Raw genomic sequence first — 25322 nt, 5'->3', positions numbered from 1 at the left:
TGGATGAGGCAGGAACTGGCCCGGCGCGCGCTGCCCGCCTCTGCGCGAGGCGGCGGCCGGGCCCTGCCGCCGCGGCTCAGGCCGCTTCGCGCACGCAGGACTGCGGCAGCAGCGATAGCTGCGGGCCCGGCCAGTTCAGCGTGGCGCCCCGCTGCAGGGCCACGTAGACAGCCTCACCCTTGTTACGCACCTGCAGGCGCTGGTAGAGCGTGCAGGCATGCGTCTTGGCAGTCGCCACCGAGATGTTCAGGACACGGCTGACGGTCTTGATCGGGTAGCCGCGCGCGAGCAGCACGAGGACTTCGTACTGCCGCTCGGTGATATTCAGCAGGTGCGAGCCCGACAGCGGCGTTTCGGTCTCCGTCTCGCCGCTGCCGGATGCCGATGGGCCAGCCGGCGCAGGGTGGCGGGCGGGCTCGGCGGCCGGGGCGGCCGGGGCGGTGACATGCCCCGGGAAACATTCGCCTCCCGCCAGCACGAGGTGGATCGCGGCGTCGAGGAGATCGGCGCTGCTGTGCTTGCTCAAGATGCCGCGCACGCCCTCGGGCAGTTCGCCCAGGTCCAGCCCGTCGACCGATTCGGCCAGCAGCAGCATGCGCTTCGGCTGCAAGCGCGCGACGGCCTCGAGCAGCATGGTGCCTGCGCTGGCCGACCCGGCCGGCAGGCCGAGCAGCAGCAGGTCCGCACCGCACGCATCGGCGGGGAGGGGAAGCTGCTGGTCGGGATCGATGTCGAGGATGACGTCATGCAACCGCGATTGCGCCAGCAGATGGCGCAGACCCAGGCGCAAGAGTGGATGAGGCTCGATCAACAGGATGGAAGCCATGGCCGCTCTCTTTCTTATTTGGCACGCCGGCATCGCATTGCGATATCGGGCGCGACTGGAGACGCGCCGCTATGCTGCGACTGCGCATCCCAACGGCCGGTTGCGATCCGGGATGGCGGCCCCGCCTGCGTGGTGCGGCCGTGCTGCCTCCCTCCGGGACGACTTCCGGCCCCCCCGGTGCGCCTCGACGGCGCTTTCGAACTGTTTAAATCAGATTTAAGGAAATCTAATTCTTGAGGTCAGGATAGGCATTGACCCCATCGAGTTCAAGGATTCCCGGCGGCAGAATGTTGCAGGACTGTATCCGAATGGGGCCCGGGTGCTGTCGGAATCGCCATAAAAGTGCATCATGACAGACCCAGGCAGGAACGATGCGGCAGATAAATGCGTGGAAACCTCCGGCGCCGGCGTGGCGCAAGCAGGCCTGGATCAGGCCTATGCCCGCCCATCCAGGCTTCCATGCGGATCGAAAATAATTTACATTGCACTTCAAGTGACGAAATCGACCGGATCGAAGTTGATCCTGGAAAAAAAGGTTTTGCGTCAATCACTTAGCAAAGAACCCGCCCATGTCCACCAGCCACGATGCCGCCGCCACCAAGCTCACACGCACCGAATTCGCCGTCGTGCGGGCCTATGCGCAGGGTATGCGCCCGGTGGACATCGCCAACCGCTACCTGCTCGATCCGGATGACGATGGCGAACTGACCGAACACCAGGCCATCCAGCGCATCCTCGGCCTGCGCGACCGCCTGATCCAGTTTGCATTGCAGCATGAGCGCCAGGATATCGCCGAGATGTTCGACGCGCTCAAGGGGCGATCGAACACCGGGATGGGGCGGCGGGTGGATGCCCTGTCGCAGCTGGAACGGCTCGGTCAGGGCACGCCGCGGATGGAGCATGCGGTGAGCTTGTGGTTCGGGCCCAGCCTGGCGCGGCGCCTGCACGCCGCGGGAATCGGCAGGATCGCCGACCTGGTGGCACTGGCTAACCGGCGTGGCGCGGGATGGTGGCGAGCAGTCCCGCGGATCGGCGCGCTATCCGGCGAGGTGGTCACGCGATGGCTGCTGGCACAGAAAGCCTATCTCCGCTCCGCCGGAGGAAAAGTGTCGCTTGCTCCACATATTATGCCGAATAGTGCCCATGCGGCGAGGCCGCGGCTGCAGCCCTTGCCGCTGACAGCGGACATGGCGCATCCCGTGCCGCTCGAGTTCATGTTGCCGGGCCGCCCGGCCGGCGGACCGGCCGGGCATGCCGAGCCGCTGCGGCTGGTCAGGCAATGGCTGGCCCACCGCGCCCGCAGTGCCAGCACCTACCAGGGCTACCGGCGCGAATGCGAGCGCCTGCTGCTATGGTGCGCCATGGGCAGCAGGAATCTGGTCGGGCTGACAGCGGACGATATCCAGGAATACGACGGATTTCTTGCTGATCCCCAGCCAGCGGATTTCTGGCAAGGCCCGGCAGGGCCGCGCGACCGGCTGCACTGGCGCCCGTTCGAAGGCGCCTTGTCCCAGCCATCCCGGCGCGCGGCGCTGCGTATCCTGCGTGCGCTCTACAGTTTCCTGTATCGGCAAGGCCACAGTGAGCGCAATCCGGTGGCCGACATGGCCGCGCCTGCCGGCAGCCCCGTGCCGGCGGCAGGTACGCGCGCGAGCGGCATGGCGGCAGCCGATGCATTGGATGCCTTCGTGCGTTGGCTGGGGCAGCCGGCGCATGGCGCAAGGCACCGGGCCGCGCATGCGGTCGCCCTGCTGATGCGCCGCAGCGGCTTGCGTGTCAGGGAGATCGCCGCATTGCGCTGGAGCCAGCTCAGCATGGAGGGCCATGCCACCTGGATCCAGATCGAGGCCCGCAATCCGCTGCGGCGACGGCGTCCGCTCGATCCGGAAACGTTCGCGGTGCTGCGTACGCACTGGCAGGATCGCGGCCTGGGCGAAGACGATATCCCCTCGCACTGCGCCCTGGTCGGGCCGTTGCAGCAGCCCGACACGCAGCGCGGCCGCACCAAGGCCCTGGCCGGCGCGCTCGCGGCCTATTCCGGCAGCGGGCTGGAGACGCTGTTGCGAGCGATGTGGGGGGAATTCGTCCGCCAGGATGGCGGCAGCACCGCCGGCGCGGCGCGGTTTACGCCGCGCGCGCTGGTCCGGGGTGGCAGGGAATGAGGGGCCTGGGGTAGGAGGCCCGGAAGGGGACCGGCTGCGTTAACCGGCGCGGACGGCGCGGGCGAAGCCGCTTTTGTCTTGGCCAGGTCCCGGCACCATCCCGGACCTGGCACCGCTGGCGTCAGCCGGCTGTCTGGTCCAGGCCGAAGCGCGTCTTCAAGGCTTCGACCAGCGCCTCGCGGGTGCTGCGGTCGGCAATCTGCACATCGAGCATCACGCGGCCGGAATCCCACTCTTTGATGGTGCCGAGCAATTGTCCGCCGCTCGCGCGGATCTTGTACTGACGGCTGATTTCCTTGACCTTGCGCGGCTTGTTCTCCTGGGCCTGCTTGCGGATGGCCTCGACCTCGCGGCTCGACAGGCCGTCGTTCATGATGCGCACCGCCAGTTCGCGCGTACGTTCCTCTCCCGCCGTCTTGTGATACAGGGTCAGCTCGTAGCCTGCGGCGATACCGATGGCGCTGGGGCGTTCCCGCATCACGGCGAGGACGCTCTCCGGCAGCTTGAGCAAGGCCAGCGTCTTGTTGACCGTGCCAGCCGACATGCCGGTCAGTTCGCAGATCTCCTCCTCCTTCTGCACTTTGCCTTCGTCGATCAGTTGGCGCCAGGCGATGGCATTGTCGAGGGCCGACTGGTCAGAACGCTGCTCGTTGAGCAGGAAGGACAGCCGGTAGAAATCGAGGTCGCTGAGGTCATCCTCGACGAAGCACTCCATCTCGAGCTTGCCGGCCGAAGCCAGCGCGCGCTTGCGGTAGTGGCCGTCGATCAGGATGTAATGGCCGGGACGCGCGGGATCGGGCGCCGCCAGGCCGGGCGTCTTCTGCCCGTGGGTGGCAATCGAGGCCGCACGTTCCTGCACCACGGCCGGATCGTAGATCCGGCGGGCATTGAAGGGATTGTCATGCAGCTCCGTCAGCGGAATCCGTTTCAGAATCCGCCCGCCGGATTCCGTCGGCAGCGGACTTTCAGCGCTGAAAACAGCGGCGATCTCATTCGCCCTGCCCTGCAACAGGCCGTTGGGATGCTGTGCGATGGCGGCTTCCGCGCGCGCAAACCTGTCCAGGCCATCGCTGCGGCTCTTCTCGGCTGCCATTCCCGCCAGCATGCCTGCCCTCAGACTTTTCAGTTTCGTTGCCATACCCAATGCCTAATGCTCATTCAATCAAGGACAGTATTTCGTCAACCATCAGGTCGACCTCCTGCACGGACTCGCGCGCGCCCGCCACGCCATGAACGGTGCAACCGATCGCCTGGCATTCGCGGAAGGCCGAGCGGGACCCGACCATCGAATGCATCAGCGGGACGTCAGCATCGTCCCCAAGGATCTCGATGGCCTGGCGGGCAATCGATACGCGCCGCTGGACCATATTGGCCAGTACCCGGATCAGCAGCGTTTCATTCTGGACCTGGGCATGCTGGGCCAGCTTCTTGGCCGCCACCGCCGCCCATAGGTCGGGCGGCGAGGGGACCACGGGAATGATGGCCAAGTCCGAAATCAGCAGAGCGCTCGAAGGCGCGGCGGAATGGACTGCCGGCGGACAGTCGACGACGATGTAGTCGTAATCCTGGACGAATTTGCGCACCTCGCGGTGCATGGCACCGCCGGACGGCGCCAGACCGATGACGGATGCAGGAAATGGCCGTTCGTCGCTGGCCTGTGCGGCCCAGCGGGTCGCGGTGCCCTGCTCGTCCATGTCCACGAGCATCGAACGGGCGCCGCGCAAGCCCAAGGTGCCGGCCAGATGCATGCTGACCGTGGTCTTGCCGCATCCGCCTTTCTGATTAAAGACAGTGATGATCTTCGCTGCCACTGAGACCTCTCTTTCAGCGCTGAAAGTATGTTTGTCGTTAGCCGCCACTTTAGACAAAGCGGCACGATGATTCAACCACGTTATGAATTCAGATTCATAAAAAATACAGAGTTTTTTATCCGTCCTCCAGGCGAGCCTCTCACGGCCTCCCCCCCTGACGCGGACTTGCCTCTTTGCCCCCGTTCCGCCTAGAGTATTCTGGTGTGCGCTCTCTGGCGCACATGACACAACCAGACAAACTGGTTATGATGCCCGAGACAGTCGAGTCAAGTCGTGTCAACCTCGTCGGCTTCCGTTCGGTATCTACGAGAACTCAACGTGCTTGAACGGTTGTTTACGTCGTGTACAAGAACTTGCTTCGAAAAAGGAAATCCCTATGGCAACCGGTACGGTCAAGTGGTTCAACGAGACCAAGGGCTTTGGCTTCATTACCCCGGATGACGGTGGCGCTGATCTGTTCGCGCATTTCTCTGAAATCCAAGGCTCCGGCTTCAAGACCCTGAAAGACGGGCAACGCGTTACCTTCGAGGTCAAGCAAGGCCCGAAGGGCCTGCAGGCCTCGGGCATCAAGCCCGCCTGATCCTCGGTGCCTGGCCGGATTCCGCGCGCAAAGCCTACCCGGCCGAGCTGCGCGGATCCTGAAACGCGAAAGGCAAGCGCTTGGCGCTTGCCTTTTCTCATTTGCGGCTTCCTGAGGCGCGGGCTTCCCCGCGCGGCTCAGGAAAGCTTGCGCACGCTGGTCTTGGAAGGCTGGAGAATCAGCGCCTTCGATGAGTCCGCATCCACCTTGGCGTCCGGGTAGACCACCAGCACGTCCTTCAGTGCCTTGCGGAACAGGGCACGGAATTTCCGTTCGCTTTCGGTTTCGGTACCGAATTGCATCTGCAGAGCCTCCCACGGGATTTCGGTGCGGCGCTGGATGGTGAAAAAGCGATAGGTGAGCCAGGAATAGACATCGAGTGCGAATGGCGACTGCTTGAGCGCCTTCAGCGCCCGCATGTCGACCGGCACCGGCCGGTTCACCAGTTCGTTGAAAAACGGCTCCGACAGCACCACGAAGCTCTCGAACATCGACCCCTGCCCTGGCTGCATCGGATCCCACCAGGTCGACAGCTGGTCGGCCAGCAGGTAGCCGACGCGGTCGATCGCCAGCGGCTCGTGGCTCTGGTTCGGATTGGGGTTCGGCGTCGACTTGTTCTGGACGATGGCAATCGTGGCGGAGAACAGCCGGATCATCTGCTGGCGAACCAGCGTCATGGTGCCGCGCTTGCCTCCCGTGGCCATCGGGATGCCCAGGTTGTACATGAATTCCGACAGCGAATTCCCGAGCGAGATCCGACGGTCCTCCACTGTGCCGGTAAACTCGCCGCGCTTCTTTTTCGCCATGATCTCCTTGCCGATCCACGCCAGCATCAGGCGCGGATAGGAGCCATAGGGATAGCCGAGCGAAACGGTTTCCGACACGAGCTTCTGCCGGCCATTGCTGGCGCGTTCAGAGCGCTGCTGCGTGAAGTAACCCGGCTGGATCATCAGCGAGATATTGCCGCTGGTGCGGGTCCATACGGGGGGAGCGCCCTTGGGCGCCCGATAAGGCAGCGTGACCTGCACACTGGCACGGCTCAGGAAGCCGACTTCCCCGCTTTGCCAGGCGTCTTCGCGTTCCATGGCCTGAGCTTCGTCGAACAGGCGCTGAAATTTCTCGGACGGAATCAGGCTGTTCTCGTTGCCGGGAACGATGATTCGGGGAGGCTCGCGGTCCGCATCCGGTTGCGGGCGATCCCCCGCGGTGACCGGGGAGCGTTTGATAGGCATAGGTGGCTGGCTTCGGATTACCCGCCTTTGTACTCGAAGCTATCGGCCTTGTCACGCAGAAACAGGTACAACGAGGAAATTCGTCAGAGCCCTTGGGTTGGGGGGTCTGGCTGTCTTGCTGGCTGGCATGGAGACCAGGCGGTGGGCAACCCGCGAGGGTTGTCCACGGACGGAATCCATCCACTACCGGTAGAAAGTAAGCGTATGGGTTAACTACTCGTAAACCGTATACGAGGGGCTAAGTCCCTGATTCACTTGCCCCCTCGACGCCCCGCCGAACCCGATTCTGCGCAGGGTCGAACTCGATTCTGCGAACCCTCGAACCTGATTCTGCGCCAGGCCGAACCTGTTTCAGCGCCGGGGCCGAACCGTTTTCTGCGGGGACAAGTCGGGTGACTCACAAGGTTGTCCACAGGCGGTGGACGCCCCGCGTACCCGTTTCTGCGAGCACTCCTGCGCCAGATGGCCCGGAAATGCGATTTTTTGCCGGATTCAGCCTGCAGACCGCCTGGAAATTGCCCTCTGGCTCGCGCGGCGTACCCATTTCTGCGGACTGGAAGAGGTGGCGCGTACCTGTTTCTGCGGACCGCTTCATGTATACGCGACGTATACGTCCCTGAACCTGTTTCTGCGCCGTACCTGTTTCTGCGAATGCCGTATACGTCGCCCTGTTTACGTCGGCGTACCCGTTTCTGCGTGGAAAACTCCGGACCGAGTCAGGCAAGCGTACCTGTTTCTGCGTGATTCGCTTGCATCGCGGCTGTCAGGGGAAATTCTTTTTCCGTTATACATAAGCTTTGTATCGAAAGCTAGTACTCACGTCATATATTTAGGTGACTGTGCGTGGGCATTGTGGAGCGTACCCAAATCTGCGCGCCATTCCTCCAGCGCGGCGTCTCGTCCGCTCGCCGCCGGCCCAGTGTTCGTGCCATGCGTACCTACTTCTGCGGACAAAAACGCGCTTGCGGCCCCCCGCTTGGCGTACCTGTTTCTGCGCCATGGCGTATCTCACGCAGAAACAGGTACGGCGGGTCGCCCCTGCGGCGAGGCGGAGACGCCCGCGTGGGCCTGGGCGTACCCATTTCTGCGAGGGAGAGAGCGGTGCGCTGCCGCGCGAACCCATTTCTGCGAGGGACTGGCGCCAAGCGGGCTTCTCGAAGAGCTCCCGGCTTCGCGGGCGTACCCGTTTCTGCGAGGCTGCGGGCGAGAACCTGGAGAGGGGCTGGTCCCGTTATGCCTGGGGCGTACCCGTTTCTGCGGGAGGCGGGAGGCGGGAGGCGGGAGGCGGGAGGCGGGAGGCGGGAGGCGGGAGGCGGGAGGCGGGAGGCGGGAGGCGGGAGGCGGGAGGCGGGAGGCGGGAGGCGGGAGGCGGGAGGCGGGAGGCGGGAGGCGGGAGGCGGGAGGCGGGAGGCGGGAGGCGGGAGGCGGGAGGCGGGAGGCGGGAGGCGGGAGGCGGGAGGCGGGAGGCGGGAGGCGGGAGGCGGGAGGCGGGAGGCGGGAGGCGGGAGGCGGGAGGCGGGAGGCGGGAGGCGGGAGGCGGGAGGCGGGAGGCGGGAGGCGGAGGCGGGAGGCGGGAGGCGGGAGGCGGGAGGCGGGAGGCGGGAGGCGGGAGGCGGGAGGCGGGAGGCGGGAGGCGGGAGGCGGGAGGCGGGAGGCGGGAGGCGGGAGGCGTACCCATTTCTGCGCCCCTTTCCTTCGGGCCGCCTTCGGGCCGCCTTCGGGCCGCCTTCGGGCCGCCTTCGGGCCGCCTTCGGGCCGCCTTCGGGCGTACCCGTTTCTGCGGCCCTTGGGGCGGCCGCGACCGGCCAGCGCGGGCAGATGGTGGCCGACCGGTGGCCGACCTGGCCCGACCTGGGCGCGCCGCCAGTCATGCTGGCATCGGGCCCGGCGCGCAGCGCACCCTGCCAGGCGGGGCGAAATCGAGGTGAAAAAAAACCCGCCTCGAGGGCGGGTTTTCTTGCGTGGATGAAGCGTCTGCTAAGGCGCCTCGCTCCGCGACCGATTACAGCGGGGTGATGTTCGCGGCCTGCAGACCCTTCGGGCCCTGGCGGGTTTCGAACTGCACGCGCTGGTTTTCCTGCAGCGACTTGAAGCCGTCGGCGCGCACTTCGGAGAAGTGGGCGAACAGATCGTCACCGCCGGCGTCCGGCTTGATGAAGCCGAAACCCTTGGCGTCGTTGAACCATTTCACGATACCGGTTTGCATGGGATTGCTTTCCAAAAAAATATAGAAACGAACGGCTGGGCGCTACTGCCTGCCGAGAACTGAAACTCAAGGAAAGGACACCATGGACAACCGAAGTACCAAGACGGTGGCTAACGAATGTGCTGTTGCCTCGTCGCTTGAATCTAGCGGAACTTTATACGGCGGATTGTGGCCATCGTCAAGCCGGGGTGATCCCTGCGGGGATTCGCATGCGTGCCACGCTGTGGGATCATCACGCCTTTTTTCGTCGCGTCTGCGCCGGCCTCGCCGATCGCCTCGCGCGCGCGCCGTGTCATCATGAGCCGACACCCGCGCATGCGACCGGACGGCGCCAGGAGACCATCATGCCCCTTCCCGAACCTGTGTCCAATTCGCCGCGCGAAGGCGCCGCGGCGACCTCGCCGATCGAGCGGCTGTTCAAGCTGCGCGAGCACCAGACCGACGTCCGCACCGAAGTGCTGGCAGGCCTGACCACCTTCCTGACCATGGCCTACATCATCTTCGTCAATCCGAGCATCCTCGGCGATGCCGGTGTGCCGAAGGATGCGGTGTTCGTCGCCACCTGCCTGGCGGCCGCGCTCGGCACCATGGTGATGGGCTTCTTCGCCAACTATCCGATCGCCATGGCGCCGGGGATGGGCTTGAACGCTTACTTTGCCTATACCGTGGTCAAGGGCATGGGCCTGCCCTGGCAGGCCGCACTCGGTGCGGTGTTCATCTCGGGCTGCCTGTTCCTGCTGGTGACGCTGCTGCGCGTGCGCGAGATGATCGTCAACGGCATCCCGCATGCGATCCGTGTCGCGATCACCGCAGGTATCGGCCTCTTCCTTGCCATCGTCGCGCTGAAGAACGCCGGCATCATCACGGCCAGTCCCGCCACGCTGGTCACCATCGGCGACCTGCACGCCCGTCCGGCGCTGCTCGCGGTGATCGGCTTCCTGGCGATCGTCTCGCTCGATCACCTGCGCGTCAAAGGCGCCATCCTGATCGGCATCCTGTTGACCACCGTGCTGAGCTTCGTGGTGGGAGACAACACCTTCCACGGCGTCTTCTCCGCGCCGCCGTCGATCGCGCCGACGCTGCTCCAGCTCGATATCCCGGCTGCGCTGTCGATCGGCATCGTCAACGTCGTGCTGGTGTTCTTCCTGGTCGAACTGTTCGACGCGACCGGCACGCTGATGGGCGTGGCCAACCGCGCCGGCCTGCTCAAGCAGGGGCGCATGGACCGCCTGAACAAGGCGTTGATGGCGGACAGCACCGCCATCATGGCCGGCTCGCTGCTGGGCACCTCATCCACCACGGCCTATATCGAGAGCGCATCCGGTGTCCAGGCCGGCGGACGTACCGGGCTGACCGCGGTCACGGTCGCCGCGCTATTCCTCGCCTGCCTCTTCATCGCGCCGCTGGCCGGCACAGTGCCGGCGTACGCGACAGCGCCCGCGCTCCTCTATGTTTCGTGCCTGATGCTGCGCGAGCTGGTGGAGATCGACTGGAGCGATGCCACCGAGGTGGTGCCGGCCGTGCTGACCGCGCTCGGCATGCCCTTCACCTATTCGGTGGCCAACGGAGTCGCGTTCGGTTTCATCACCTATGCGGCGCTCAAGCTGCTGACCGGCAGAGCGCGCGAGGTGCCGGTGATCGTGTGGATCATCGCCCTCGTGTTCGTCTTCAAGTTCTACTACCTGCCGGGCCATTGACACCGGCCGGGCGGCGCGCCTGCGCGCCGCCCGGCGGTTCCGCCGCGTCGAGCGTACCCGTTTCTGCGCATCACCCGATTGAGGGGCGTACCCGTTCCTGCGTGCGATGTAAGCGCTCAATTACATCGCGCAGGGGGGGTTTGCCCCCCGGATGAGCGTCATCCTTAAGGATGAGATTCGGGCGAGCGGTGCCGAGAAGGCTGGACAAACGCCAGCAAATGCACTGAACTAAAGACGTGGCAAACATACAAGGGCGCTTCCAGGCGCCCTTTCTTGACTCCCGGTCTTCCGGCAGTCTCCGGTGCGCCTTGCCGCGATGCCAAAGCCAGGCCGCCTGCAGCAGGTCCAGACAATGACCGTCGCAAAGACGGCTTCGCCACCACCAAGAGCGCTCGCGAACATACGCGCGCCAGATGAATACAAATTAAGACAAGTGGTAATCGCGAACGAGCAGTGCCGGGGGTGTTGTAAAACGGGGATCCACCATGAGTGCAGGAGAAGTTCAGCAACCCGCAATCGGGCCCAGCAGTGAGTCAGCCAACCTTTCCATTCACCCAGTCTGGGCCGCACCGCGTGAGCCCGGCAGCCGCGGCGCTTTCGACGCCGCCGGCGAGGGGCAGGATGTCGACCTCGGCGAAATCCTGACGCGCGATGCGCTGCCGTCCGACGGCGTTCGGCAGACGCTGGATGCGCTGCGCCAGCGCAACCGCTTGCTCGAGGCCGAGTTGATGCGCCTGCGCGCGCTGCTGCAGGAGTGGATGCTCAGCCAGCTCACCTACAAGGCGCTCTACTTCCAGTACTCCGGACAGCGCCCCGAGGCTCCCCATGCAGGACTGATGCAGGAGAAGGAGATGGTGCGGCGGCACATCCGCGAGCAGTGGTTCGCGGGCAGCGAGCACCAGGCCGTGCCCGGCGATCAAACGTGCCGCATGTCCAAGCCATGACGTTCCCCCAGCGCGTGCCCGATCCGGCCGCCGTCACGCCGCGCCCGCGCCTGGGCGTGCCGGCGGCGCGAGCCGGATCCCACAACAAGGCCAACATCCGGGAGAACGTCATGGAGCGGCTATGCAAGGCTGCGACACGCACCGCGCAGGTGCTGGTCGTGTCGCGCCATGAAGACTACAGTATCGAAGCTTCGCAGTTCGGCGCCGGCTGGGATATCCGCCACGTGCACCAGCTGCGCGAACTCGAGCGCATCGTGCGCGCCAGCACGCCGATGGCCGGCGTGATCGACCTGGAGGCCGACTACAGCGATGCCGAGTACATGCTGCTCGAGCAGAGCCTGCAGCATCCGCAGGTCGCGTGGGTGGCCATCACCAACAGCCGCATGCTGGACGACGAGCGCGTGCGGCGCCTGATCCGCGACTATTGCATCGATTACGTGCGCACGCCGTTCTCGTTCGACAACCTGCTCTACACGCTCAAGCACGCGCATGGCATGGCGTGCCTGCACGGCGGGCAGGCCGGCGAGGCCGTCGGCCACGGCAAGATGATCGGCGACTGCGCGCCGATGCGGGCCATGTTCCGCTCGCTCGCCAAGGTCGCGCATAACGAAGCGCCCGTCTTCATCTCGGGCGAGTCGGGCACCGGCAAGGAGCTTGCGGCGCAGGCCATCCACGAAGCATCGAGCCGGCGCAAGGGACCGTTCGTCGCCATCAACTGCGGAGCCATCCCTTCCCATCTGGTGCAGTCCGAACTGTTCGGCTACGAGAAGGGTGCCTTCACCGGCGCGAACCAGCGCAAGATCGGCTGGATCGAGCAGGCCCAGGGCGGCACGCTTTTTCTCGACGAGATCGGCGACCTGCCGCTGGAAAGCCAGGTGGCGCTGTTGCGCTTCCTGCAGCAGGGCACCATCACGCGCCTGGGGGGGCACCAGTCGATTCCGCTCGACCTGCGCATCATCTCCGCCACGCACGTGGACCTGGTGGCCGCGCAGGCGGATGGGCGTTTCCGTGCGGACCTGTTCCACCGGCTGTGCGTGCTGACGCTGGCGATTCCGCCGCTGCGCGAGCGCGGCGAGGATATCCTGCTGCTCGCCAACGCGGTGCTGGCCCAGCACGGGCAGGAGGCGCGGCGGCGCATCCGCGGTTTCTCGCCATGCGCCACCCAGGCCATGATGCAGTACGAGTGGCCGGGCAATGTACGCGAGCTGATCAATCGTGTGCGCCGCGCCATCGTCATGACCGACAACCGCAAGATCACGGCCGACGACCTGCAGCTGCACGGCAGCGCGGAAAACCCGCGGCGCACGCTCGACGCGATCCGCGAAGAAGCCGAGCGCGAAGCGATCCGCACCGTGATGGCGAGCCACGGCTTCCACGTGGTGCCCGCCGCGCGCGAACTCAACGTCTCGCGCGTCACGCTCTACCGGCTGATGCACAAGCACAATATCCGCGTCGAGAGCCTGCCGGTGACCGGCGAGTAGGTCCGCCTCGCTGCGCCGTGCCCGCCCGGCCACGCCATGGCCGGGCGGGCACGGCGCGACCAACGTCGCCGCCGCGCCGGCCATCCCGATCTCGCCGGTCGCCGTGCCGGACGCACATCCGCGGCCGCGCACCGGTGCGCGCGCAGCCAGCGCTCCACCTGCCCTCCGCACGGCGGCATTGCCGCGTCTTCCCGCCCCCGCCCCCGCCTGGCGGCTCGGCCGTCCCGATCAGGAGGCAGGCCGTCCGTACGCCGCTGCAGAGCCGAAGGTGCATGGCCTGCCTCCCTGGTGCCGATAAAAAAGTGCCCGCCGGGGGACGGAGCACAAGCGGACGATGCCCGGTGCGGGTAAGTCCCGCGCTGCCGCCGGACTATCGCGGTGTCCTGCCGCGATAGGACGACAGCGGAAGGGGGTGGCTGGACGCCGGGCAACACATCTGTGCATTCCGCGCTGGCCAGCGCGGGGGGGAAGAATCCTGCAGCGGACGACGCATCACCGCGGGCGCGAAGCGCCCGAGGCGAAGCAAGCGCCTGCGCGCCGTCATGTATGCAGCCGGTTGACGCATGGCTCTGAACTCCCCCCGAAACGATGTTCTTCTCGGTCCTGGTCTGTCTTGGTCTTGATCGCGTGTCATGCCTGTTGGCTGACAGTCACTGGGAGAGCGACAAACATGCCAGAGCGCGCAAATGCTTGATTTGTGAAGGATTGACGGGCCGCCACCGACACATTCCGCGATGGCCGCGCCCGATCGGTTGCGGCCCTGCAACCGGGTTGGCGCCGTATGGTCGGCGCTGCCGGCAGCCCCGGGGGTGACGAGGCTACGCAGGAGGCGGCCCGCACGCCCGCGCCGGCAGGGGCGCCGTGCTTACCACCGGGCGGTGCAATGGTTGCGTTGCCGAAACAGCTGTTGCGGCCTGGGCGCTGCGGCCGGCGCCAGGCAAGGCGTGGGCGGTCCGCTCCGTGCGGTGGCCCGCCAGTGCTCGCAGAAACGGGTACGCGTACGCGTGCGTTCCGGCCGCGCTTCAGCGCGCCGGCGCCGGCTGGCTGGCGGCCGAATGCGGCTGGCCTGAGATGGGCTGTGGACCTGGACCAGGTTTGTCGCGCTCGCAGGCGCTGATGGCGAGCACGCACAGGGCCAGCGCAATGACGGCGGCCAGCCGTCCACGGGTCGAGCGGTTCATGAGGCGTCCTCCTCGCGAAATCGGGTGTCGCCTGCGGGGCGCGCAGTCTGGCAGCGCGTGCGCAGCGACACCCTCGTCGGTACTGTAGCAGCCCCACGGTCCGGCCCCCACGGTCCGGCGCATCCCCAGCCGGGCCCGTGCGGACCGCAAGCGAGGATCCGGAGCGTCCGCCGGCGTTTGGGCGCGGCGAGCGATGCGCGCTATCATGAACTTTCGTCGGGCCGGCTCCGCTCGCCCGCCCGTCATGCGCCCGCCCGGGCGGGACACGCTTCTTGGAGGGAGCCGCGACCATGCGCGCATCACCGACCGGCTGCCTGCGCGGCCGCCCATGCCGATGAGTACCGGGAACTGGCGGCGGCGCTTTGCGCAATGGCTGCCTAACCGCCTGACGCTGGCGCGCACCTTGGTGGTGCTGGGCGCTTCCGTGCGCGCCTGGCTCGCACACCGCGCCGCCAGCAAGGGCGCCGCGCTGTCGTTCTACATGCTGTTCTCGCTGGCGCCCATCCTGGTCCTGGTGATTTCCATCGCCGGCCTGTTCTTCGGCGCCGAGGCCGCGCGCGGCGAGATCTTCGCGCAACTGCGCGACCTCGTCGGCGAGCAGGGCGCGGCCGCCATCCAGCAGATCCTGGCCGCCACCCACCGCGCCGGAGGCAGTGGCGTAGCCACGGTGGTCGCCACCGGCATCCTGTTCGTCGGCGCGACCAGCGCCTTCGCCGAGCTCAAGGGCAGCCTCGACGAAATCTGGCAGGCGCCGGTCGACCACAGCGCGGGTTGGCTCAAGCTGCTGCGCGCCCGCCTGCTGTCCTTCAGCCTGGTGCTGGTGCTGGCCTTCATGCTGCTGGTCTCCCTGATCGTCAACGCAGCGCTGGCCGTGGTCGATCGCTTCTGGGGCGCGATCTGGACCGAGTCCTGGTTCGCGCCGGTGGCCGAGGCGCTGTCGAGCGCCTTTTCGCTCGGTGTGGTGACGCTGCTGTTCGCGGTGATCTTCAAGATGCTGCCCAATGCGCGCGTGGCCTGGCGCGACGTGGCCATGGGCGCCGTCGTCACGGCGCTGCTGTTCGGCGTCGGCAAGCGCCTGATCGGGCTCTACCTGGGCAATAGCGCGGTGGCCTCTTCCTACGGCGCGGCCGGCTCGGTGGTGGCGCTGATGCTGTGGATCTACTACTCGGCCCAGATCTTCTTCTTCGGCGCCGAGCTGACCCACCAGTACGCGCTGCAATTCGGCAGCCTGCGCGCGGAGGCGGTGCGCGCTGGCCGGCGCGAGCCCGGCCAGGGACCGCAGCCGCCGACGGCGAACCCGGTAGAATAGCGGCCAATTCCCCGTGCGTGCCTCCGGTGCCACCGCCCGATCCATGCGCCGCCAGCGGCGCAAAGATCGCGCCGCGTGGCCGGGCGGCCGCATTCCGGGCCCGATTCCCCCCTTTCCTGCCAGTCGAATCCGTGAGTTCGCTCGTATCCGAAATTGCGCGCCGGCGCACCTTTGCCATCATTTCCCACCCCGATGCGGGTAAGACGACCCTGACCGAGAAGCTGCTGTGGTTCGGCGGCGCCATCCAGGTCGCCGGCGAAGTGCGGGCGCGCAAGGCGGACCGGCACGCCACCTCCGACTGGATGGAGCTGGAAAAGCAGCGCGGCATCTCGGTGACCTCGTCGGTGATGCAGTTCCCCTACCGCGAGAACATCGTCAACCTGCTCGACACGCCGGGCCACGAGGACTTCTCCGAAGATACCTACCGTACGCTGACCGCGGTCGACTCGGCGGTGATGGTGATCGACTCCGTCAACGGCGTGGAAGCGCAGACCATCAAGCTGCTCAACGTCTGCCGCCTGCGCGACACGCCGATCCTGACCTTCATCAACAAGCTGGACCGCGAGGGCCGCTCGCCGATCGAACTGCTCGACGAAATCGAGGACGTGCTGCAGATCCAGTGCGCGCCGATGACCTGGCCGATCGGCATGGGCAAGGCCTTCCGCGGCGTGTACCACCTGATCGACGACAAGGTGCAACTGTTCGACCCGCACGGCGACAAGGGCACCGCCGCCATCGTCGACGGGCTCGACAATCCCGAGCTGGACCGCATCCTCGGCAGCCAGGCGGATGAGCTGAGGGTGGAGATCGAACTGGTGCGCGGCGCCTCGCACACCTTCGACAAGGACGCCTTCCTGGCCGGCAAGCAGACTCCGGTCTATTTCGGCTCGGCCATCAACAACTTCGGCGTGCAGTCGCTGCTCGACGCGCTGTGCGAACTGTCGCCGCCGCCGCTGGCGCGCAAGACCGAGACGCGCGAGGTCGGGCCGCAGGAGCCGAAGTTCACCGGTTTCGTGTTCAAGATCCAGGCCAATATGGACCCGCGCCACCGCGACCGTATCGCCTTCGTGCGCGTCTGCTCGGGCCGCTTCGAACGTGGCATGAAGCTGCTGCACGTGGCCGCCGGCAAGACCGTGGCCATCAACAACGCGATCACCTTCATGGCGCAGGATCGCAACACCACCGAGGAGGCCTACGCCGGCGACATCATCGGCGTGCCCAACCACGGCACCATCCGCCTGGGCGATGTCTTCACCGAGGGCGAGGGGCTGAAGTTCACCGGCATCCCCTCGTTCGCGCCGGAATTCTTCCGCCGCGCGCGCCTGAACAACCCGCTCAAGGTCAAGCAGCTGCAGAAGGGCCTGCAGCAGCTCGCCGAGGAAGGTGCCACGCAGCTGTTCCGCCCGCTCGGCTCGAACGACCTGGTACTGGGCGCGGTCGGCATCCTGCAGTTCGACGTGGTGGCGCACCGGCTCGAGCACGAGTACGGCGTCGACGCCATCTTCGAGAGCTATGATTGCGCCACCGCGCGCTGGATCCACGGTGACGCGGCCGAGCTCGACAAGCTGATCGACAAGGCCGGCCACAACGTCGCCCTCGACGGTGCCGGCGACCATGTCTACCTGGCGCCCAGCATGGTCAACCTGCGGCTGACGCAGGAGCGCTTCCCCAACCTGAAGTTCCTGGAAACGCGCGAGATCGTCTGATCCCGTCCCGCCGCGCGGCCGTCCGGCCGCACGGCCCCCGCTCCGTCCTATGCCTCATGCGAGGCGCAGCAGCCAGCGTGCCAGCAGCGCCACGCCGGACGCCAGCACCACCAGGTTGACCATGCGCAGGAACTGTTCGCGCGACAGGCCCAGCGTGATGCGCCGGCCCGCCCACAATCCCAGCATCATGGCCGGCGCCAGGGCCAGGGCCAGCTTGAGCAGGGCAGCGCCGGCGTAGACCCCGGCGGCCAGGAACAGCAACAGGCGCGTCAGGGTGCTGGCACCGATCAGCGTCGACTGCGTGACGCGCATCGCGTCCTTGCCCAGGCGTCCGGACAGGTAGATGGCATAGAGGAAGCCGCCACTGCCGAACATCGCCGAGCACACGCCTCCGAACAAGCCGAAGGGCAGCGCCGCGCGCGGCGTGAAGCGCGCCGCCGGGCGCTTGCCGGCCAGCGACCACAGCGCATAGCCGCTCACGAACAGGCCCAGCAGCGGCGGCAGCAGGTCGGCGCGCAGCTTGAGCAACAGCGCGGCGCCGGCCAGGCTGCCCGCCAGCAGCCACGGCAGCACGCGCCGCAACTCGGCGCGGTCGGCGTTGCGGCCATCGCGCAGCAGGTTCAGCGCGGAGGCGCTGCAGTCCATCAGTGCCAGCAGCGGCACGATCTGCGCCACCGGCATCAGGCAGGCCAGCACGGGCGAGGCGACCAGCGCCGTGCCGAAGCCGGCCATGCCGAAGATGACGTAGGCGCAGGCGATGGCCGCGCACATGGCGAAGAACTCGGCGGGCGCCAGGCCCGGCAGCAGCAGGCCGGGCAGATCGAGAAGCGGTGAGGTTTCCATGCGGGATCGAGGAGGTGGCTGGCCGGCGGCGGCGGCCGGCGGGATCGGCGACGGCGGTCCGCGCCTCGGACCGCCTCTGCAGGCAGGGTAAGGCGGCCGGGGGACGCCGGCCAATATCAAATCGGACAGCGATCGATCGCAAAGCGGCATGGCAGCGCATGCCGCCGCCATGGCAAACTGCCGTGCGTACCCGCGTACCCGCGTACCCGCGTACCCGCGTACCCGCGTACCCGCGTACCCGCGTACCCGCCCCGCAGGCCATCCTTTCCGCTCCCCTGGTTCCGTTCCCGATGCACCCCACCCTGAAGCAATTGCGCTATTTCGTCGAGATCGTCGACGCCGGCAGCTACAGCCTGGCGGCCGAGCGCCTGTTCATCGCGCAGCCGGCGCTGAGCCGGCAGGTCAAGGAGATGGAGGCGACGCTGCAGGTGGCCCTGCTCGAGCGCAAGCCGCGCCACGTCGAACCGACGCCGGCGGGCCGCGCCTTCTATGCCTCGGCGCGCCGCATCCTCGATGCGCTGGGCGAGGCCTCGGCGCAGGCGCGCCAGGTCGAGCGCGGCGAGCAGGGGACGGTGCGGTTGCTGCATTCGAGCTCGGTGCCGCTCACGCCGGCCTGCACGGCGCTGCTGCGCGCCTGCCAGGCCGACCATCCGGGTTTGCGCTTCGACGTCTCGCAGGCCTCGAGTGAGCAGCAGGCGATCGAGATCGAGGAGGGCCGCGCCGACCTGGGGCTGGCGCGCGAGCCGGTGCTGCGGCGCTATCCGGAGGTCGAGGTCGACCCGCTCTATGTGGAGCGGCTGGAGCTGGCGGTGGCCGCCTCGCATGCGCTGGCCGGCGCGTCCGGCATCGGGCTGGCCGCGCTGCGCGAGGAGGCCTTCGTCTCGCTGCCGCACCCCGACCGCGGCGGACTGAGCCACCGGGTCGCCCAATGCTGCCTGGAGGCCGGCTTCTATCCGCGCGCCGCTGCCGCAGTCTCGCGCAAGCTGGCGCAGCTGGCGCTGGTGGAGGCCGGCTTCGGCGTGGCGCTGGTACCGGCCTCGCTGCGCCGCTTGGCACCGCCCGGGGTCGCTTTCGTGCCGCTGTCGGATCCCGGTTGCGAGACCCGCGTGGTGCTGCTGTCCCGGCGCGATTCCGGCCCCGCCGCGGCGGCGCTGGCACGGCGGCTGCGGCAAGGACTGGGGCCTTCGGCCGCCGCCGCAGTGCGGGGATAGGGCTGCGGGCGATCTATGTGATCTTAAGGGCGCATATCGACGCCATTGCCATCGGATGAAGGTCTTTCCCGGGATGGCATTTTTCACATTGTGCCAATGTATCAACTTTGATTCATGGAAGCCGATGCATGCGCCTGCATGCATCGGCGCGCTCGGCTAGAATCGCTGCTTCCGGGCCCGTCAAGACCCTGCGGCGAGTCGGCCGCAAGGCTTCGACGATGGGGCCCCGGCGTGCCGGCGGCCTTTGCCGCCGCGCTTCCCGAGCCACTCCACCACCCATGTCGACCTCCGCTCCCTTGCCGGCCGCCGATGCGGACAGCGTGTTCCGCGACCCCGCCTTCCGCCGTTTCTGGCTTGCCCGTTTCAGTACCACCATCGCCTACCAGATCTTCACCGTCGCGGTGGGCTGGCAGATGTACGACCTGACCCGCGATGCCTTCATGCTCGGCATGGTGGGGCTGGTGCAGTTCCTGCCGTCGGTGGTGCTGCTGCTGATGTCGGGCCACGTGGCCGACCGCTTCGACCGCCGCCGCATCGTGCGCGCCTGCCAGGCGCTGGAGGCGCTGGTGGCTTGCGCCATGGCGGTGGCCAGCCTGTCGGGCTGGGTGGCGCGCGAGCACATCTTCGTCTTCGTCGCGCTGATCGGCGCGCTGCGCGCCTTCGAGACGCCGACGCTGCAGGCCACCCTGCCCAGCGTGGTGTCGCCGCGCCAGTTGCCGCGCGCTGTCGCGCTGTCGAGTTCGGCCGCGCAGTCGGCCATCATCATCGGCCCCGCCGTGGGCGGCTTCGCCTATGTGGCCGGCCCGGGCGTGGTCTATGCGATCAGCGCCGTGCTGTTCTGCATGGCGGCGGTGCTGGTGTCCGGCCTCACGCTGCGCCAGGCGGCGCCGCGTATCACCACGCCGGTCAGCCTGCAGACATTGTTCGCCGGCATCGCCTACATCCGCAGCCGTCCGGTGCTGCTGGGTGCCATCTCGCTCGACCTGTTCGCCGTGCTGCTGGGCGGTGCCACGGCGCTGCTGCCGATCTACGCGCGCGACATCCTGCACACCGGCCCGTGGGGCCTCGGCCTGCTGCGCTCCTCGCCCGCCATCGGCGCGCTGGCAATGGCGCTCTGGCTGGCGCGCCATCCGCTGCAGCGCCGCGTGGGCCGCATCATGTTCGGCGCGGTCGCCCTGTTCGGCGCGGCCACCATGGTTTTCGGCCTGTCGCACTGGCTGCCGCTGTCGATGGCGGCGCTGGTGGTGCTGGGCGCCTCGGACATGATCAGCGTGGTGGTGCGCTCCACGCTGGTCCAGCTCGATACGCCGGACGAGATGCGCGGGCGCGTCGGCGCCGTCAACTCGGTCTTCATCGGCGCGTCCAACCAGCTCGGCGAATTCGAGTCCGGCGTGACTGCGGCCCTGCTGGGCCCGGTCGGCGCCGTCCTGCTGGGCGGTCTCGGCACCCTGCTGGTGGTGGTGCTGTGGGTGCGCCTGTTCCCGACGCTGGCCGGCCGCGACGCGCTGCACGAGCGGCCCGCGGTCGCCTGACACCGGGCGGGCGGCTGCGGGGCCGGCCGCCGCGCTCTCCCCCTCCTTCCGCTCCCTTTCCCCTCTTCCTTTCCGCTGCCTTCGGTGGCGATCCATCCGGCCGATCGCCTCTCCGAGCCCGCACGCGTGCCCGGAGCGTACCCATTTCTGCGTAGGCCTGGCGCGTGCTCCCGGGCCTGGCCGCCGCCCTCCCTGGCCCGGCCGGAGCCTGCCCAGCGGCCTTTCCGATGGTCTCTCCACAAAAAAAGCCGATCGGGTGCCAGCCCTTGCTCCTTCAGGGCTGGCGCGGGTTCTCGCCGCGCCGCACCGGTGCCGTGATGAAACCAAAGCCGCCGCCTGTTGTCCTGAACATATGTCAAAGACGGTCAACCTAGCTTGATCGTCTAGCATTTCCGCATACTCCCGCCGGCCGCCGCCAAGGCCGGGCCCGCAGCGCAGCCGCCATGCGGCAACGCAGAAACGGGTACGGGGCGCGTGGGCGGACCACCGCGCCGCCGCCCTTCCTTCCCACCCTCTTTCCCGCCAGGAGCCGACTCCCATGAACCTGAACATCATCGAAGCCGACAAACTGCAGGCCGCCTGGACCTACCTGCTGCAGTCCGCGGTGCAGCAGGGGCTGAACCTGCTGGCCGCCTTGCTGATCCTGATCGTGGGCTGGTGGCTGTCGGCCCGTGCCGCCGGCGCCGTGCGGCGCATCTTCGAGCGTTCCGGCATCGACGTGACGCTGCGTCCGATGCTGGCCAGCGCCACCCAGTGGATCGTGCGCGTGCTGACGCTGGTGCTGGTGCTGTCGCAGTTCGGCGTGCAGACCGCCAGCATCATCGCCATGCTGGGCGCGGCCGGGCTGGCCATCGGCCTGGCGCTGCAGGGCACGCTGCAGAACATCGCCGCCGGCATCATGCTGGTGTTGCTGCGGCCCTTCCGCGTGGGCCAGTACATCGACGCCCAGGGCGTGGCCGGCACCGTGCGCGAGACCGGCCTGTTCATGACCGAACTGACCACCGCGGACGGCGTCTGCCTGCGCGTGCCCAACGGCAAGCTGTGGGGCAGCGCCATCACCAACTACAGCGAGAACCCCACCCGCCGTCTCGACATCGAGGCCACGGTGGCCTTCGGCAGCGACCTGCAGGCCGCGCTGGCGGCGCTGCGCGCCATGCTGGCGGCCGAGCCGCGCCTGCTGGCCGAGCCGCGCGCCGAGGCCATGGTGATCAACTACGCACCGCAGGGCATCACGCTCAACGTGCGCTGCTGGACCGCCAGTGCCGACTACTGGGGCGTGCGCTTCGACTTCTACGGGCGCATCGAGGCGACGCTGGCGGCGGCCGGTTACCCGCTCGCGCTGCCGCTGCAGGAGCTGCGGATGCCGGCCGGGGCCGGGCCGCTTGCCGGCGCCGCCGACCCGGGGGCAGGCACGCCTGCGCCACGCTGAGCATGGCGCGGTCGCGGCCAGGCCTGTGCCGGCCGGCCGGGACCGCGACGCGGCACCCGCGTACTCTCCCTTCTGCTCCACCTGCCCGGGCAGGTTCCGAGGGCGCGCTGCACCCCCTTCCTTCATTTCCCGTTTTCCCTTCCCTCGACGATTTGCGAAAGGACTGCTGAATTTGCCTGCATCACGCCATCCACGCCATCCACGCTTTTCACGCCATCGATATTCACCACGCCGGCTCATCCGCCGCTGCCTGCCGGCCCTGCTGGCCCTCGCCGGCGCAGCCCACGCCCAATCCGGCCTGACCCTCTATGGTTTCGTCGACGCCGGCCTGTTCAAGACCGGCCCCGGCAGCGAGGCCCGGCTCGGCACCATCCAGCGCAGCTACGTCGGCCTGCGCGGCCAGGAAGCCCTCGGCCAGGGCTGGGCCGCCACGTTCCACCTGATGACCCGCTTCGATGCCGGCAATGGAAGCCTGGAGGCCAGCGGCGCAACGCCGTTCTTCCAGGGCGAGTCCACGGTCGGCCTCAAGAGCCCCTATGGCGATGTCCGCCTGGGCCGCGCGCTGACCCCGATGTGGCAGTACGACTGGAACTACGACAACTGGTCCAACTTCAACCGCGTGGCATCCGTGGCCTGGTACGTATTCCATCCGTCCTACCGCAGCGACCCCTACCGCAACGGTCCGGCCGGCGAGTATTCGCGCTTGAACAACGGCGTCTTCTACGATTCGCCGACCTGGGGCGGGCTGCATTTCCACGCCGCGCTGGGCGTGGAGCGCTCGGCCGTGCCGGATGCGTACGGCCAGGTGGACCAGGCGCGGCCGCTGGCGGCATCCCTCAACTATGACGCGGGACCCTGGTCGGCCATGGTCGCCGCCGAGCGCAACGCGGCCGCCGACAACACATGGTTCGCCGGCCTGGCCTACCTGCGCGGCGCCTTCAAGCTGATGGCCTCGTACAGCCAGACACGGCTCGGCGCGGCCAGCCAGCGCTTCCTGGGCGAGGCCGGCGCGCACCGCAGCGCGGCCACGCTGGGTGCGGACTGGCGCCTCGGCGCGACCACGCTGAAAGTGTCCGCCGCGCGCGATTTCCAGGGCTACGGCCAGGCGGGTGCCACCGACTATGTGTCGGCCGGCTTCGACTATGCGCTGTCCAGGCGCACCACGCTGTACGGTGCCGCCATGACCCGCCACAGCCGCCACGCTCCCAGCGCCACGCTGTATGGCGCGGGCATGAGCCACAGCTTCTGACCGTTCCCGGCCGCCGCGCCATCCGTGCTCTCCAGCGTCCTCAGTCTTCCGCCGAGAACAGCGTGCAGGCACCGGTCTCCGCGCTGCTGACCTGGCGCCGGAAGGTGGCGAAGAGGTCGCGCCCGACGCCATGGCGGTTGGCCTCCAGGTCGGGGCGGCGCAGCTCGCGCGCCGCCCACTCGTCGGGCGGCACCTTCACCGTGAGCGTGCCGGCCGGCGCATCGACGCGCACGATGTCGCCGTCGCGTACCTTGCCGATGTCGCCGCCGGAGATCGCCTCGGGGCAGACATGGATGGCGGCTGGCACCTTGCCGGACGCGCCCGACATGCGGCCGTCGGTCACCATGGCGACGCGGAAGCCGCGTTCCTGCAGCAGGGTCAGCGTCGGCGTCAGCTTGTGCAGCTCGGGCATGCCGCAGGCGGCCGGTCCCTGCCAGGGCAGCACGGCGACGAAATCGCGCTCCAGCTCGCCGCGCTTGAACGCTGCCAGCAGGTCGTCCTGGCGCGCGAAGACGATCGCCGGCGCCTCCACCACCTGGTGCTCGGGTTTGACGGCCGAGGTCTTGATGACGGCCCGGCCCAGTTCGCCGACCAGCACCTTGATGCCGCCGTCGGGCGCGAAGGGCGCGTCGGCGCCGCGCACGATGCTGTCGTCCAGCGTTGCCTCGGGGCCGTCGATCCAGGTCAGCGCGCCGTCGCGCAGCACCGGCTCGCGCGTGTAGTCCACCAGGCCCCGACCTGCCACCGTGGTGACGTCGTCGTGCAGCAACCCCAGCGCCAGCAGGGCGCGGATCACCACCGGCAGGCCGCCGGCGGCCTGGAACTGGTTCACGTCGGCCTTGCCGTTGGGGTAGACGCGTGCCAGCAGCGGCACCGCCGCCGACAGCTCGTGGAAATCGTCCCAGCTCAGCAGGATGCCGGCCACGTGCGCCATCGCCACCAGGTGCAGCGTATGGTTGGTGGAGCCGCCGGTGGCCAGCAGCCCGACCATGCCGTTGACGAAGGCACGCTCGTCGAGCACGTCGGCGATGGGCGTATAGCGCGGCCCGCCGTGCACCAGCCGCAGCGCCTGGCGCGCCGACTCGCGCGTGAGCGCCTCGCGCAGCGGCGTGCCCGGATTGACGAAGGCGGTGCCGGGCAGGTGCAGGCCCATCATCTCCATCAGCATCTGGTTCGAGTTGGCGGTGCCGTAGAAGGTGCAGGTGCCGGGGCCGTGGTAGGAGTGCATCTCGGCCTCCAGCAGTTCGGCGCGGCCGATCTTGCCTTCGGCATACAACTGGCGCGTGCGCGCCTTCTCCTCGTTGCCCATGCCGGTGGTCATCGGTCCGCCCGGCACGAACACCGTAGGCAGGTGGCCGAAGGACAGCGCACCCATCACCAGTCCCGGCACGATCTTGTCGCACACGCCCAGGCACAGCACACCGTCGAACATCTGGTGCGACAGCGCCACCGCGGTGGCCAGCGCGATCACGTCGCGCGAGAACAGCGACAGGTCCATGCCCTCCTGGCCCTGCGTCACGCCATCGCACATGGCCGGCGTGCCGCCGGCGAACTGCGCGGTGCCGCCCGACTCCAGCGCGGCTTCCTTGAGCCATTGCGGAAAGGCCGCGAGCGGCTGGTGGGCCGACAGCATGTCGTTGTAGGCAGAGACGATGGCGAGATTGGGCCGCTCCTCGGCCTTGAGGCGGAACTTGGCCTGGTCGGGCATCGCCGCCATGGCGTGGGCGAGATTGGTACACGAAAGATGCGAGCGCTCCACCTTGCGGCCGGCCATGGCGCGCGTGCGCGCCAGGTAGGCCTGCCGGGTGGCGGCGCTGCGGGCCACGATGCGGGACGTGACCCGTTCGAGGACGGGGTGGCGCGGCATGGGCTTCTCCTGCGGGGGGAGGTTCCAGACTAGCGCACTTTGCCGGCGGTTGCAGC

At 68.0% G+C, this 25322-nt stretch carries 19 protein-coding genes; 11 read left to right on the top strand and 8 right to left on the bottom strand.

The window, feature by feature from the left end:
- Positions 1-76: 76 nt before the first annotated feature.
- Entirely contained in the window at positions 77-826 is a 750-nt protein-coding gene (locus BKK79_RS25330) for a helix-turn-helix transcriptional regulator (protein WP_071017644.1), read from the bottom strand.
- A gap of 569 nt (positions 827-1395) precedes the next feature.
- On the opposite strand from BKK79_RS25330, the gene BKK79_RS25325 reads away from it, so the two are divergent.
- Positions 1396-2988 (top strand): phage integrase family protein, encoded by a 1593-nt coding sequence (locus tag BKK79_RS25325; RefSeq protein WP_071039170.1) that lies wholly within the window; start codon positions 1396-1398, stop codon positions 2986-2988.
- A gap of 121 nt (positions 2989-3109) precedes the next feature.
- Here the strand turns inward: BKK79_RS25325 and BKK79_RS25320 are convergent, their stop codons facing one another.
- Both BKK79_RS25320 and BKK79_RS25315 read right to left on the bottom strand, forming a co-directional pair.
- Positions 3110-4126 (bottom strand): ParB/RepB/Spo0J family partition protein, encoded by a 1017-nt coding sequence (locus tag BKK79_RS25320; RefSeq protein WP_071017647.1) that lies wholly within the window; start codon positions 4124-4126, stop codon positions 3110-3112.
- 16 nt (positions 4127-4142) lie between these two features.
- The gene (locus BKK79_RS25315) at positions 4143-4799 is read right to left on the bottom strand and encodes a ParA family protein (protein ID WP_071017650.1); all 657 of its coding nucleotides are present in this window, start codon (positions 4797-4799) and stop codon (positions 4143-4145) included.
- 376 nt (positions 4800-5175) lie between these two features.
- Between BKK79_RS25315 and BKK79_RS25310 the strand changes: the two genes are divergently transcribed.
- Positions 5176-5379 carry a cold-shock protein gene (locus BKK79_RS25310; protein ID WP_029045138.1) on the top strand — a complete coding sequence of 68 codons (204 nt, stop codon included), beginning with the start codon at positions 5176-5178 and terminating at the stop codon, positions 5377-5379.
- A 137-nt stretch (positions 5380-5516) separates the two neighbouring features.
- Here BKK79_RS25310 and BKK79_RS25305 read toward each other — a convergent pair whose 3' ends face one another.
- Together BKK79_RS25305 and BKK79_RS25300 are read right to left on the bottom strand one after the other, a co-directional pair.
- A complete protein-coding gene (locus BKK79_RS25305) occupies positions 5517-6611 on the bottom strand; it encodes a replication protein RepA (RefSeq protein ID WP_071017651.1) in 1095 nt (364 codons plus the stop codon).
- A 2002-nt stretch (positions 6612-8613) separates the two neighbouring features.
- A complete protein-coding gene (locus BKK79_RS25300) occupies positions 8614-8817 on the bottom strand; it encodes a cold-shock protein (protein WP_071017653.1) in 204 nt (67 codons plus the stop codon).
- A gap of 344 nt (positions 8818-9161) precedes the next feature.
- On the opposite strand from BKK79_RS25300, the gene BKK79_RS25295 reads away from it, so the two are divergent.
- The 3 genes from BKK79_RS25295 to BKK79_RS25285 all read left to right on the top strand — a co-directional run bounded on the left by BKK79_RS25295 (position 9162) and on the right by BKK79_RS25285 (position 12939).
- Positions 9162-10514 (top strand): NCS2 family permease, encoded by a 1353-nt coding sequence (locus BKK79_RS25295; protein ID WP_071017654.1) that lies wholly within the window; start codon positions 9162-9164, stop codon positions 10512-10514.
- 485 nt (positions 10515-10999) lie between these two features.
- The gene (locus BKK79_RS25290) at positions 11000-11458 is read left to right on the top strand and encodes a hypothetical protein (protein WP_071039169.1); all 459 of its coding nucleotides are present in this window, start codon (positions 11000-11002) and stop codon (positions 11456-11458) included.
- 110 nt (positions 11459-11568) lie between these two features.
- On the top strand, positions 11569-12939 hold the full coding sequence (locus BKK79_RS25285; protein WP_071040360.1) for a sigma-54-dependent transcriptional regulator: 1371 nt from the start codon (positions 11569-11571) through the stop codon (positions 12937-12939).
- Between the two features lie 1022 nt (positions 12940-13961).
- Here BKK79_RS25285 and BKK79_RS41210 read toward each other — a convergent pair.
- On the bottom strand, positions 13962-14120 hold the full coding sequence (locus BKK79_RS41210) for a hypothetical protein (RefSeq protein WP_167366692.1): 159 nt from the start codon (positions 14118-14120) through the stop codon (positions 13962-13964).
- Between the two features lie 328 nt (positions 14121-14448).
- Between BKK79_RS41210 and BKK79_RS25280 the strand changes: the two genes are divergently transcribed.
- Together BKK79_RS25280 and BKK79_RS25275 are read left to right on the top strand one after the other, a co-directional pair.
- A complete protein-coding gene (locus tag BKK79_RS25280; RefSeq protein WP_071017658.1) occupies positions 14449-15429 on the top strand; it encodes a YihY/virulence factor BrkB family protein in 981 nt (326 codons plus the stop codon).
- Positions 15430-15560: 131 nt separating this feature from the next.
- Positions 15561-17135 carry a peptide chain release factor 3 gene (locus BKK79_RS25275; protein WP_071017660.1) on the top strand — a complete coding sequence of 525 codons (1575 nt, stop codon included), beginning with the start codon at positions 15561-15563 and terminating at the stop codon, positions 17133-17135.
- Positions 17136-17189: 54 nt separating this feature from the next.
- Here the strand turns inward: BKK79_RS25275 and BKK79_RS25270 are convergent, their stop codons facing one another.
- Positions 17190-17978, bottom strand: a complete 789-nt coding sequence (locus BKK79_RS25270) for a sulfite exporter TauE/SafE family protein (protein WP_083384332.1) — start codon at positions 17976-17978, stop codon at positions 17190-17192.
- A 290-nt stretch (positions 17979-18268) separates the two neighbouring features.
- Between BKK79_RS25270 and BKK79_RS42030 the strand changes: the two genes are divergently transcribed.
- The 4 genes from BKK79_RS42030 (at position 18269) to BKK79_RS25250 (ending at position 23399) form a co-directional block, all read left to right on the top strand.
- On the top strand, positions 18269-19189 hold the full coding sequence (locus tag BKK79_RS42030; RefSeq protein ID WP_071017662.1) for a LysR family transcriptional regulator: 921 nt from the start codon (positions 18269-18271) through the stop codon (positions 19187-19189).
- Between the two features lie 278 nt (positions 19190-19467).
- A complete protein-coding gene (locus tag BKK79_RS25260; protein ID WP_071039168.1) occupies positions 19468-20721 on the top strand; it encodes an MFS transporter in 1254 nt (417 codons plus the stop codon).
- Positions 20722-21259: 538 nt separating this feature from the next.
- A complete protein-coding gene (locus tag BKK79_RS25255; RefSeq protein ID WP_071017665.1) occupies positions 21260-22150 on the top strand; it encodes a mechanosensitive ion channel family protein in 891 nt (296 codons plus the stop codon).
- 172 nt (positions 22151-22322) lie between these two features.
- A complete protein-coding gene (locus BKK79_RS25250) occupies positions 22323-23399 on the top strand; it encodes a porin (RefSeq protein WP_157903288.1) in 1077 nt (358 codons plus the stop codon).
- Between the two features lie 40 nt (positions 23400-23439).
- On the opposite strand, the gene edd is transcribed toward BKK79_RS25250, so the two are convergent.
- The gene (gene edd, locus BKK79_RS25245; RefSeq protein ID WP_071017667.1) at positions 23440-25266 is read right to left on the bottom strand and encodes a phosphogluconate dehydratase; all 1827 of its coding nucleotides are present in this window, start codon (positions 25264-25266) and stop codon (positions 23440-23442) included.
- Between the last annotated feature and the right edge of the window lie 56 nt (positions 25267-25322).

It is taken from the genome of Cupriavidus sp. USMAA2-4, assembly GCF_001854305.1.
GTDB classification, from domain to species: Bacteria; Pseudomonadota; Gammaproteobacteria; order Burkholderiales; family Burkholderiaceae; genus Cupriavidus; species Cupriavidus malaysiensis.
Note: the sequence above shows the minus strand (reverse complement) of the source record. Positions and strands in the feature narration are given on the sequence as shown.

Excerpts from the sequence above, each read along its gene's own strand:
- BKK79_RS25325 (WP_071039170.1), top strand. The coding sequence starts at position 1,396 with ATGTCCACCAGCCACGATGCCGCCGCCACCAAGCTCACACGCACCGAA.
- BKK79_RS25270 (WP_083384332.1), bottom strand. The coding sequence starts at position 17,978 with ATGGAAACCTCACCGCTTCTCGATCTGCCCGGCCTGCTGCTGCCGGGC.
- BKK79_RS25260 (WP_071039168.1), top strand. The coding sequence starts at position 19,468 with ATGTCGACCTCCGCTCCCTTGCCGGCCGCCGATGCGGACAGCGTGTTC.
- BKK79_RS41210 (WP_167366692.1), bottom strand. The coding sequence starts at position 14,120 with ATGAACCGCTCGACCCGTGGACGGCTGGCCGCCGTCATTGCGCTGGCC.
- BKK79_RS25310 (WP_029045138.1), top strand. The coding sequence starts at position 5,176 with ATGGCAACCGGTACGGTCAAGTGGTTCAACGAGACCAAGGGCTTTGGC.
- BKK79_RS42030 (WP_071017662.1), top strand. The coding sequence starts at position 18,269 with ATGCACCCCACCCTGAAGCAATTGCGCTATTTCGTCGAGATCGTCGAC.
- BKK79_RS25300 (WP_071017653.1), bottom strand. The coding sequence starts at position 8,817 with ATGCAAACCGGTATCGTGAAATGGTTCAACGACGCCAAGGGTTTCGGC.
- edd (WP_071017667.1), bottom strand. The coding sequence starts at position 25,266 with ATGCCGCGCCACCCCGTCCTCGAACGGGTCACGTCCCGCATCGTGGCC.
- BKK79_RS25320 (WP_071017647.1), bottom strand. The coding sequence starts at position 4,126 with ATGGCAACGAAACTGAAAAGTCTGAGGGCAGGCATGCTGGCGGGAATG.
- BKK79_RS25280 (WP_071017658.1), top strand. The coding sequence starts at position 14,449 with ATGCCGATGAGTACCGGGAACTGGCGGCGGCGCTTTGCGCAATGGCTG.
- BKK79_RS25305 (WP_071017651.1), bottom strand. The coding sequence starts at position 6,611 with ATGCCTATCAAACGCTCCCCGGTCACCGCGGGGGATCGCCCGCAACCG.
- BKK79_RS25290 (WP_071039169.1), top strand. The coding sequence starts at position 11,000 with ATGAGTGCAGGAGAAGTTCAGCAACCCGCAATCGGGCCCAGCAGTGAG.
- BKK79_RS25295 (WP_071017654.1), top strand. The coding sequence starts at position 9,162 with ATGCCCCTTCCCGAACCTGTGTCCAATTCGCCGCGCGAAGGCGCCGCG.
- BKK79_RS25330 (WP_071017644.1), bottom strand. The coding sequence starts at position 826 with ATGGCTTCCATCCTGTTGATCGAGCCTCATCCACTCTTGCGCCTGGGT.
- BKK79_RS25285 (WP_071040360.1), top strand. The coding sequence starts at position 11,569 with ATGGAGCGGCTATGCAAGGCTGCGACACGCACCGCGCAGGTGCTGGTC.
- BKK79_RS25255 (WP_071017665.1), top strand. The coding sequence starts at position 21,260 with ATGAACCTGAACATCATCGAAGCCGACAAACTGCAGGCCGCCTGGACC.